The 10,625-nt window shown below is 59.4% G+C and carries 5 protein-coding genes; 2 read left to right on the plus strand and 3 right to left on the minus strand.

The window, feature by feature from the left end; genetic code table 11:
- Positions 1-480: 480 nt before the first annotated feature.
- Positions 481-1,815, minus strand: coding sequence for a DUF58 domain-containing protein (locus tag A6A03_RS18005; RefSeq protein WP_066791051.1), 1,335 nt, complete (start codon positions 1,813-1,815; stop codon positions 481-483).
- A gap of 134 nt (positions 1,816-1,949) precedes the next feature.
- A complete protein-coding gene (locus tag A6A03_RS18010) occupies positions 1,950-3,872 on the minus strand; it encodes a hypothetical protein (RefSeq protein ID WP_066791053.1) in 1,923 nt (640 codons plus the stop codon).
- Between the two features lie 462 nt (positions 3,873-4,334).
- Between A6A03_RS18010 and murJ the strand changes: the two genes are divergently transcribed.
- Positions 4,335-5,789, plus strand: coding sequence for a murein biosynthesis integral membrane protein MurJ (murJ, locus tag A6A03_RS18015; RefSeq protein WP_082909014.1), 1,455 nt, complete (start codon positions 4,335-4,337; stop codon positions 5,787-5,789).
- Between the two features lie 115 nt (positions 5,790-5,904).
- Positions 5,905-8,079 (plus strand): sensor domain-containing diguanylate cyclase, encoded by a 2,175-nt coding sequence (locus A6A03_RS18020; protein ID WP_066791055.1) that lies wholly within the window; start codon positions 5,905-5,907, stop codon positions 8,077-8,079.
- Here the strand turns inward: A6A03_RS18020 and A6A03_RS18025 are convergent.
- Positions 8,053-9,828: a choice-of-anchor Q domain-containing protein gene (locus A6A03_RS18025; RefSeq protein WP_066791057.1), complete on the minus strand. Its 1,776-nt coding sequence runs from the start codon at positions 9,826-9,828 to the stop codon at positions 8,053-8,055. The genes A6A03_RS18020 and A6A03_RS18025 overlap by 27 nt on opposite strands.
- Positions 9,829-10,625 lie beyond the last annotated feature (797 nt).

Consider the following 10,625-nt stretch of genomic DNA (forward strand, 5'->3'; position numbering starts at 1 on the left):
ACAGCGATCAACCATTGCAATCAATCAAATGTTCTGTCCGTACCTCAACCACCGTCAGGCGGGCCAGCGGCCCGCGCGCCACCCTCCCGCCGTCGGTTCAAGGGCGGACAGAACATCTGTGCGGCGCCCGGCCCTTGAGGGCTGGGCTATGCTTACGAAGCCTGCTGCGCGGGCTGATGCCCCCACCCCTTGCCCCTCCCCCGCTGGGGGAGGGGTGATGAGGAGGGCAGAACCAGCCTTTGCGGCATCGTACAGCGATCAACCATTGCAATCAATCAAATGTTCTGTCCGTACCTCAACCACCGTCAGGCGGGCCAGCGGCCCGCGCTCCCTCTTCCCACCGTCAGGCGGGCCAGCGGCCCGCGCTCCCTCTTCCCGCCGTCAGGCGGGCCAGCGGCCCGCGCTCCCTCTTCCCACCATCAGGCGGGCCAGCGGCCCGCGCTCCAGAACAACGCTTGGTATCTTCACGCCTCAATCTCGTTACAAACGGGCCTCTTCCTTCAGGCGCAGGTAGGTATTGACCACCGAGACGGTCAGCGACGTCGCCGGCACATCGAGCGTCAGCGCGCCACTGCGCTGGATCTGGTCGAGCAACGCGCGCCGCTCATCGGCCAACTGTTCGGCGACTAACCGGCGAAACAGGCCGTGGCTGTCTTGCACCGGACGTCCGGCCACATTGGCAATGTTCGGATCGCTAATCGTGACGCAGAGCGGCAGGTGGCGGCGAGCGAGCCGGCGGATGTGGGTGATAAGCGGTTGCACTGCGGCAGGGTTGGCCAGATCGGTAAAGATGATCACCAGTGCCCGCCGTTGCTGGCGCTGATCGAGATAAGCTAAGGCCGCCGCTATATCGGCCTCAACCGGCTGAGCCTGCACATTGTACAACGCTTCAAGCAGGCGTTGGAACTGGGCCTTACCCTTGCGCGGGGGAATAAAGTTCTCGACTTTGCCGGCAAAGGTGAGCATCCCGGCTTGATCACCCTTCCCGATCACCACATAACTCAGCATCAGCGCCGTATTGACCACGTAATCGAGCCGGGTTAGACCGGCGTCATCAGGTTGGAGCGGATCGGCGACCGGCGTGGCCATCAAGCGTCCGGCATCGATCACACAGACGATCTGCTGGCTGCGTTCAGCTTCAATTTCGGCAACAATCGGTTTGCCGCGACGCGCCGTCGCCTTCCAATTGATCCGGCGATACTCGTCATCGGTCGTATATTCGCGCAGATGTTCAAACTCGCCGCCCTGCCCCAATTGGCGGATCGAGCGCAAGCCGATGGTGCGCAACTGGCCACGCCGGATCACGAGATCGTATTTCCGCGCCTCTAGTAAATTCGGATAGACTTGCACCGTCTGCGCGGCGGGGAAGCGGACTTGCCGGCGATGGCAACCAAGCACGCCTTCGTAACGGATCACTACATCGCCAAACTGGTAGTCGCCGCGGCGTTGCGGGCGGACGTGGTAGCGTAGCTCGCACAAGCCAAACGGCTCGGCGACGCCGGCCAGCAGATCGGCGTCAACCGGCATCTCAACTGGATACTCATCGCGCAAGGTGAAGCGGAGCGGGCGCGAGGCGGCGTTGGAGACGAGAATGGTGATCAGATTAGCAGCGCCGAGGGAGAGGCGCTGCTCGTGCAAGCGCTCAACCTCGATCTGATCGGGCCGGGGTGAGAGCAGCACATCGCTGATCAACACCCCACCCACCATCAACACATAGATCACGGCCACCCAACTAAGCAACGGCACAAACGCCGCGCCAGCGATCAGCGGCGCAGCTAGCAAAACTAGGAGGAGCAGGCGAGGCGTTGGCAGCATACGATATCTTATGATTGGCCCAGACGATTCGCTTGGGCAAGGAACCAGCGCAATTGCTTAGAGCGATTGGTTAGCGTCAAGATGGGTTTGCTTGCGCGCTGACCGATTTCGCGAACGATTGCGCGCAGGAAAGCTTACAGCGTCTGCAACGACCATTGATAGAGCAACGCGCGCAGCAGCCACGCCACCGTGCTCTCGACCAGCAAGTAGCTTACGAGCGCGCCAGCCACCACCTTGCCGGCGGTATGATACTCGGCAATCCAGTCAAGCGCAACCCCGGCGAGAATCGCCAGCGCCGGCAGGCTAAAGTACCAATGCTTATTCCAGAGACTAAACTGGTGATCAATGACTATCCCCAGCGCCAACAACACTAGATACCCTGCCATCACGCAGGCCGTCCACGTCCAGCCACGCCGCGCCAACCCCGCCATCCCAAGCGGCACGAGCACGAGCGGCAACACCCGGGTATGGCCCCACATCTGGGCAAACAACGAACCGACCAACGGCGACGGCAACTGGTCGTGCCCGAGCCGATCGCTCTCGGCCAAGCGCGCCGCCAGCGCGGTCAGGGTCGGCAAAACGTATTGCCCGTAGTAGAGCGCCAGCGCCAGCACGATACTGACCCCCAGCGCCGCCAACACCCGCGGCCCCACCGCCGCCAGCTCAGCCCGCGCGCGCCACGCGAGCAGGCTTGCCACCCCGACGACGAGCGGCACAAACGCGGCATGGGTCACGTAGATCAGCAACGCCACCAGCAATGCCCCGCTCACCAGCGCGATGGAAAGCCACGACCAGCGGGTGCGTTGCACCGCCTCGTTGATGATGACGAGGGTGACAACAACCCACCACACCCCCAGAATAGTTGGATAGCTGCCATCGTGAAAATAGAGGTGCGTCACCGGCAAGCCGGCAAACAACGCACCGGCCAAAAAACCGGCGCGCGGATGATAGCCGGAGCGCACCAGCAGCAGATACAGCAACAGGGGGGTGGTCGCGTCGAGCAGACTCACCAACACCTTGAGCGCACCCGTCATCGGCAAGGTCGTCGGGAAGATCGCAGCCAAGGGCACGAAGGGGTAATAACTCAGCAATGAATACGGAACCGTTTCGAGCCCCCACTCATATTGATTGGCTAACCGGCTCTGCACCTCATCGCTCTGGCCGGCAGCAATACGCAAGACGTGATTTGCGCGCCCCCGATGGTCGATATCAATAAACGACAACGCATTCATGCCAACAACGTGCAGCACAAATAAGACACCAGCCACGAGACATACCCGTGAAAACCATACTGATGCAGTCGTGCGGCGTACCGACCAGAACAACCTGAGCAGCCAATAACCGGCGGTCATTCCTGCTAGCGCGACAAGGAATAGCGGCCAGATTGTTACCGTTTGCAACCGCCACATCGCTACGGCATACCCGGCACCGGCTGCAAACACGAGCGTGAGAATCGCCTGATCGAGCAGCGGCAAGCGGAGAGCGTATCCACCAAGGAAGAGCAACGGGAACGCCGCCAGCAACCAGATCATCCACACTACTGGCAGTGAACCTAGCGTCAGTTGGTGTAGCTCAAATCGGGTTACTGCAATCCCCAATCGTTCTTCGTTATACGGCGGCAATGGTTGAATGCTCAATGACAATTGATTGCCAGCAGGCAGGATCGCCTCGGCGGGAATTAGCATATCTACCCTGCTCCACCCGGCGGGAACGGTAAGATCAGCAGCGAACCCATCGTTCATACGAATCAGCAACTGCCGTGAATCAACGCCAAAGCCATGCATTTCGATGAACAGGCGATGCGGAGCGTGGCTCAGCGCCGGCAGCTCAATGGTGGATTGGGTAGCAAACCAGCGAAACGGGCCAGTACCGCCGAACTCGACCACGCCAACCCCGCGATGAGCCAAATCCATCGGCAGATCAAAGTTGAGGCGATACCGTGCCGGCACATAGAAAGAACAGACGAAAATCAAAATAGACAGCACGATGATCAAGAGCGCACGATTGCGCTCATGAACGATCAATTGTCGCCAGCGAGAAGGTTGGCTTAGTAACATAACAATTCTCAAAAGGCAATGGCGCAAGATGACGAACACCGCTCTCGCTCGCACTGACCAGTTGCAGGGTTGCAGGCCGAGCACTGGATCGCAATCGACGCTGCCAAACCCTGTGCTCGACCTTCCCTACCGGAGCGATACGGTAGTGCGTATGGAATGTTTACGCCTATCACTACGTGACGAAAGCAGCCATCTCACCGATGGCTTGACAACTGGTTATTGCTGGTGAAGAGAAGCGGCATCGGCGTTGAGACTTCTCCCGCTAGATGGACGGTCGGTCACTGCTGGCGAAGACACAGGGCCACGAGTTACCCATAACGCGCGTATGCAACCAAGATTTTCGCCTCGTATCCGCAACGATTATGCATTATAATCGAAGGACAGAGGATCGCCATCCATAAACGCTGCCACGTTATCAGAAAACGCTCGTTCAACAGATCAGACAGCTACAAGACTTTCCGCATGCTCTTTCACCGCCTCTTCCAAACTCCGCTGCGCGCGTGGCACACTATTTCGTTCTCAACGAGCGAAGGATCACTGCTCTTTATGGCCGCGTTTCTCGCCTCAGCGGCATTAGGCGTCGTGCGGCAAATCCTGTTTAACGCGCGTTTTGGCATCGGCGAAGAGGCGGCGGCGCTCTACGCCGCTTTGCGTCTTTCGGAAACGGTTAGCACCCTGATTGCCGGCGGTGCGTTGACCAATGCCCTCATTCCGCATCTCTTGCTGGCGGCGCGCCAGAACCACGACACCGTCGTAAGCCTGATCAACCGGGTGCTCACCCTGATGATCGTCGTCGCGACACCATTCACGCTCGCCTTCGGCCTCGCGGCGCCGCCGCTGTTGCGCTGGCTGGTCGCGCCGGGGCTTGATCCGGCTACGCAAGTGTTGGCAGCTTTACTCACTCGCATCCTCGTTGTCGAAATTGTGCTGCAAGTCGCGTATGGTGTGCTGAGCGCAGTATTAATTGCACGCGGCCAGTTTCTCTTGCCGGCGATTGGCATTGCGTTGCGAAACACGTTCATCATCATCACCCTGCTCTTCCCCCAAGCAACCATTATTACGGCGGCCATTGGTTCGCTTGGCGACACGGCAATGCAACTGCTATTACTGATACCGGCGCTTGTTCACCACCGGCTTCGCCTGCAACCGGCATGGCGTCTGCGCGATCCGCTGGTGCGCGGAACGCTGCGGTTAGCCATTCCCGGCGCGATTTCGGGCACGATCAACTACGGCAACGCGATTGTCGATTCAGCGATTGCCAGCTTAGGCGCGCAAGCCGCCGGTCTCGGCGCCATGCATAATGCGCTATTGTTGGGCCATCTACCGCAACGGCTCTGTGGCACGGCGATTGGGCAAGCGGCCTACCCCTACCTTGCCGCTGCCGCGATTGCGCGCGACCGTTCCCTCTTTAGGCAACGCTGGATCTGGGCAACCGGCGCTGCCGTCGTATTGGCGACGCTAAGCGGGTTGGCGCTGGCAGGAGGCGGACGCTGGCTGATCCAGATATTGTTCGAGCGGGGAGCGTTTGATCGCGCCGCCGGCGATCTGACCTTTGCCATTCTGCTGATCTTTGCCGGTGGATTACCAGTATATGTGATGGTTGAGATTAGCGGACGGGCGTTGGTGGCACTTGGCGATGCGCGCACCCCTTTATTGGCTAACATTGCGCAACTGGCCAGCCGGATTGCCGTCGCGACAGCTCTCTGGCCGGTGGTAGGCGTGCTGGCGGTGCCAATTGCGACGGTTGCTAGTAGCATCATCGAAACGGCCATCCTTAGCATTGTCTTGCTGAACTGGCTGCGCACCCCAGCGGCGTGGCGGGTGACAGCGCAGGCAGATGCAGAAAACGCGGTAGCGGGCAGTGGGGAAGGGAGTAGTAGGCCGGCAATAGCGGGTGAGCAAAGAATGGGCAGCTAAGACAAGAGCCAAGAATAGCTAAATCTGCGCGTCGTGTCGCTAAGTTTTTTCGGTTGCCTGACACAGAAGGGGTTATGATGCAAACGAAGCAAACAACCGAGTCGGGAGAAACGCAATGGCACTGTCAACCCTACCACCAGACCTGCCAGAGCCGCGCTGGCCAGATTTTGACCGTGCTGTAGCGATAGTGATTCTCGATCGACTTCCCATGGCATTATGGATTGTTGATCAAAACTACCGGCTGATCTATGCCAACGCCGCCTTCCGAGCCCAACCGCCAGCGGGTTTGCCAACCGGCGGCCAATCCGGTGATCGAGCATTGCCTGATCCGTCTCCGGTTGAGCACTACACTCAATGGAAACGCAGCTACGAACGCGCATTGAATGGCGAAACCGTTACGATCACGATTGGCGCAGCCAACTACTATGCGCAACCGCTCCAGTGCCCACAACGCGGCGCTCTCGCCGTCATCACCGCCGTACCACCCTCTGACTCTGACAGTGCCACACTCTTCCGCACAGCCATTGAAACGATGCCCGACCCCTTCGGCATGTATACAGCCGTGCGCAATCTGCACGGCCAGATCGTCGATGCGCGGATCACGGCGGTAAATGCGGCAATGTGCAGCGCAACCGGGTACCGTCGCGAGGAGTTGCTGAACCAACGGTTGCTCGATCTCTTTCCGCACTATGCGAATGATGGCACCTTTGCCGATGTACGCCGGTTGATCGAAACCGGCGCGCCAGTGCGCCGGACAACCACCATTGTCAAGCCGTCAGGCGAACAACGCTATGTCGAAGTGCATGCCGGTAAGCTCAATGATGGTTTTGTGGCCATCTGGCACGATATTCACGACCAGCATCAGCTTAACCGCCGCATTCGCCAGCAAGCGGATTTGCTGAACCAGATCGCCGACGCCGTGATTGCCACCGATCTTAACTATACCGTCATCAGTTGGAATCGCGGCGCTGAACAGATTTACGGTTGGACAGAGGAAGAAGTGATTGGCAAGCGGTTGCAAACCTTCTTCGAGACTCGGTTCAACGATACGACCAGCGACGAAGCAGCCGCCGTCCTACGCGAAACTGGCCGTTGGGAGGGCGAAGTTGAGCAACGGCGCCGTGATGGCAAGTACGTTCCCATTCACTCGATCGTGGTATTAATCCGTGATGAACACGGCACCCCCACCGGCATCGTCGCCGTTAATCGCGACATCAGCGAACGGCGCCATTTTGAACTGCTGTTGATGAAAGCCAATCAGCGGCTTGAAGAAGCCATGATCGAAGCGCGCCGGCAGGCCGCCGAGATTCTGATGGTCAACGAATTGCATGACCTCTTGCAAGTCTGCCAAACCACCAATGAAGCTGCCGGAGTCATTGCCTTCAGCTTGCAGCGAATCTTCCCTCACCAAAGCGGGTATCTGATGGTGCGGCAGCCGGGAACGGCCAATCTGAACCTGCTGGCTGCATGGAACGACACGACAACCACCCCAACTTCGCTAACCCTCGACCAATGCTGGGCCTTGCGGCGTGGCTTGATCCACCGAACCTGCACTGGCGAAGGCATGCGCTGCACTCATATCCGTGCGCATCCTGACGACTGTACGTGTTGCGTCCCGCTGGTTGTGCAGGGAGAAATCTACGGCTTGCTCCACATTGCCGGGACTGAATTACCGCGCAGCGAACTGATTGTGATGACCGGCGACACGATCAAGCTGGCGCTCTCTAATCTTGAGCTGCGCGCAACCTTGCGTGAACAAGCAATCATCGATCCGTTAACTGGCCTGTACAACCGGCGCTATCTCGAGTCAAGCCTACCGCGTGAGCTACACCGCGCGCAGCGCGAGCAAACGCCGCTCACGGTGGCGATGATTGATATTGACCACTTCAAGCAATTCAACGACCAGTATGGCCACGATGCCGGCGATGCGCTCTTGCGCGAGCTAGCAGTCATTTTTCGCGAGCATTTGCGCCAGAGTGATCTGGCTTGCCGATATGGCGGTGAAGAGTTCGTCTTAATCCTGCCGGGTGTCAACCGCGCAACGGCCCAAGCGCGCTTGCAACGCCTCCGTGAGACGGTGCAGCGGCGGCAGATCGCCTTTGCCGGCCAACTGCTTGGCCCAGTCACCGTCTCGATCGGATTCGTGGTGTGTGAGTCAGATGACCAAAATATGCATCTGATCATTCAACACGCCGACACGGCACTCTACACCGCCAAGCGCAGCGGGCGCAATCAGGTGGTTGATTTCGCAGACCTGCATCTCCTACCGTTCGACGAAGGGAGCGAATAGTTTGACCGGCGCCCGTGTCACTTCCACGCTCAAGCCATTGCTAAACGCACTGCACACAATTTCGTTGCAAGCGCGGAGACGAATGGTATAGAGACCCCGATCGAGCAAGAGGCGGTTATGGACAACCGATAACAACCACGTTACGCCGTCGTCACGCCGCGCTTCGGCTTCATACCGCACAGCGCCGGGAACCGGATCAAACGACAACTGCACCACTGGCCCGCCATCATTGCTTGCCAGACCAACCAGTGTTGGCGGGGAGAGCTGGCTGGCCGGCGCGGCACCACCGTACTCGAATGCCCCCAAATCACACGCGCCTACCCGTGCTGCGCCACGTTGGTCGAGCGGCGGGCAATCGGCGCCGGCATTGATCGCCGGACTACCAGCGAGGAGGGCGAGGGTGGGCAGCGGGCCACCGTGATAAGCAACGGCTGGTTCGAGCCGCGGATCGGTCTGAGCGATACCGCTTAGACAGGCGCGACCAGCAGAGCTTTGCAGGTTGCGGCTGCCGCGAAACGTGCCGAAACATTGCACCGAGTCGTGCGCACTACCGAGTTGGTTGCCAGCGATAATCACATTACGTAGCTCGACGTCGGCGCTATTGCTGGACGTATTGTAAATGCCGCCGCCAAGCCGATCAGCATAATTCTGCGCCACGGTGACATTCACCACTGTCGCTTGCCCGCCATTGAAGTAGAGGCCGCCGCCATTGCCTTGATCGGCGGTTGGTGCATCGGCGCGATTGCCCACCACGGTGAGATTAGTAAGGGTCGAGCGGTTCCAGCCGGAATGGAAGGTCGTCTGCGCGATCAGGACAGCACCGCCGATATCTTCCGAACGATTATTGACAAAGGTCGAATCGCGCAGTGTGAGCGGGCCGTTGTGGTGCATCAAGGCGCCGCCGCTGGCGCGATTATTGCTATTGAGAGCGACGATATTGTCAGCAAAGAAACTCCGCTCAATCTCAGAGCGGTCAGGATGGTAAAGGTACGAATAGACTGCACCGCCGAAATTGCGAGCTTTATTGCCGATAAAGATACTATCGCGTATCACAATCTGGCCGCCTACGCCTGCTGGGCCAGCGCCGTCGTTGTAGATCGCGCCCCCAAAGCCAAAATTGGCCACGACGCCGCCATGCGAGCTATCGTTGTTACGGAAGGTGGAACGTACCACAGTGATCGGGCAGCGCAGATTGTAGATCGCGCCGCCATTAATACCGCGGTTGTTCTCAAAGAGGCTGTCTTCAATGTGGAGTTGGCCGAAGTGCATCGAGATCGCGCCGCCGCCTTCTTCATCGGTGCCGGCAGTACTATCGTTATTGCGGAAGATGCTGTTGTAGATGAAAACGCGTGAGTTCAGGCCAGCAGAACGGATCGCACCACCTTCTGCGCTCCGGCCATCAATCAGAGTGAGATTGCGGATGGTCAGAGTCGTGTCATACAGCCAAATAATGCGCGTGCGTCCGCCACCGCTCAACGTCACCCGCCCGCCCTGTTGCGGGCCGCCGCCGTCAAGCTCGGTATTCTGGCGCAGTTCTAATTGGCTAGAGAGGGTGATAGTCACCGGTTGAGGGCCGCAGTTGAAGGTGACTCGCCCGCCACCGGCTACGGCGGCACGCAGCGCCGCTTCGGTACAGCTTGCCGCAGTGCCATTGCCAACGACCCCGGCAGCGCGCACCGGCGTTGCTGTCCAGAAGAAGAGGAGCGCAAGGAGGATCAGCCAGCGCACCGGAGATGACAGATTGTTCATTATCTACCCCTGAATAGCGGTACTAAAATGAAATTTCTTTCATTTTGTAGGGTAGATGCTGAAACTATGACGATCTACATGACTTTTGGGCTATATCAGTAGATAGGACTAGGGGAAGTAGATTAAGAAACTGTTATGTATGATATTTCATGCGAACGAGCGTTGCGGGGACATTTTCCGTGCTCGCGGGGGATGGCTGCGCCGCGCGTAGGTAGAGCACCGCTCTGCCCCTACGCGCGGCTCGCAATGACAATGGGGGAGCGGGGGCGCTTGCGGGATGTCATTGCGAGGGGGCGCAGCCCCCGCAGCAATCTCCTGCTCTAGCGCAGACCGATGGCTTACCGGCACGCTCCTCGCTTGTCATTGCGAGGGGGCGCAGCCCCCGAAGCAATCTCCTGCTCTAGCGTAGACCAATGGCTTACCAGCACCCCTCCCGTGCTCGCATTGAGGGGCAGACAGAACATCGGTCGGGAACCCGGCCCTGAAGGGCCGGGCTAGGCTTACGAAGCCCGCTGCGCGGGCTGATGCCCCCACCCCTTGCCCCTCCCCCGCTGGGGGAGGGGTGATGGGGAACGCAGCCCGGGGCTTTCCGGCATCGCACCGCGATCGACAGTTGTGATCAACTGCAGGTGCTGTCCGCCTCTCAACCCGTGCTCGCGGGGGATGGCTGCGCCGCGCGTAGGCAGAGCACCGCTCTGCCCCTACGCGCGGCTCGCAATGACAATGGGGGAGCGGGGGCGCTTGCGGGATGTCATTGCGAGGGGGCGCAGCCCCCGCAGCAATCTCCTGCTCTAGCG

The organism is Chloroflexus islandicus, from assembly GCF_001650695.1.
GTDB classification, from domain to species: Bacteria; Chloroflexota; Chloroflexia; order Chloroflexales; family Chloroflexaceae; genus Chloroflexus; species Chloroflexus islandicus.

Excerpts from the sequence above, each read along its gene's own strand:
- A6A03_RS18010 (WP_066791053.1), bottom strand. The coding sequence starts at position 3,872 with ATGTTACTAAGCCAACCTTCTCGCTGGCGACAATTGATCGTTCATGAG.
- murJ (WP_082909014.1), top strand. The coding sequence starts at position 4,335 with ATGCTCTTTCACCGCCTCTTCCAAACTCCGCTGCGCGCGTGGCACACT.
- A6A03_RS18025 (WP_066791057.1), bottom strand. The coding sequence starts at position 9,828 with ATGAACAATCTGTCATCTCCGGTGCGCTGGCTGATCCTCCTTGCGCTC.
- A6A03_RS18020 (WP_066791055.1), top strand. The coding sequence starts at position 5,905 with ATGGCACTGTCAACCCTACCACCAGACCTGCCAGAGCCGCGCTGGCCA.
- A6A03_RS18005 (WP_066791051.1), bottom strand. The coding sequence starts at position 1,815 with ATGCTGCCAACGCCTCGCCTGCTCCTCCTAGTTTTGCTAGCTGCGCCG.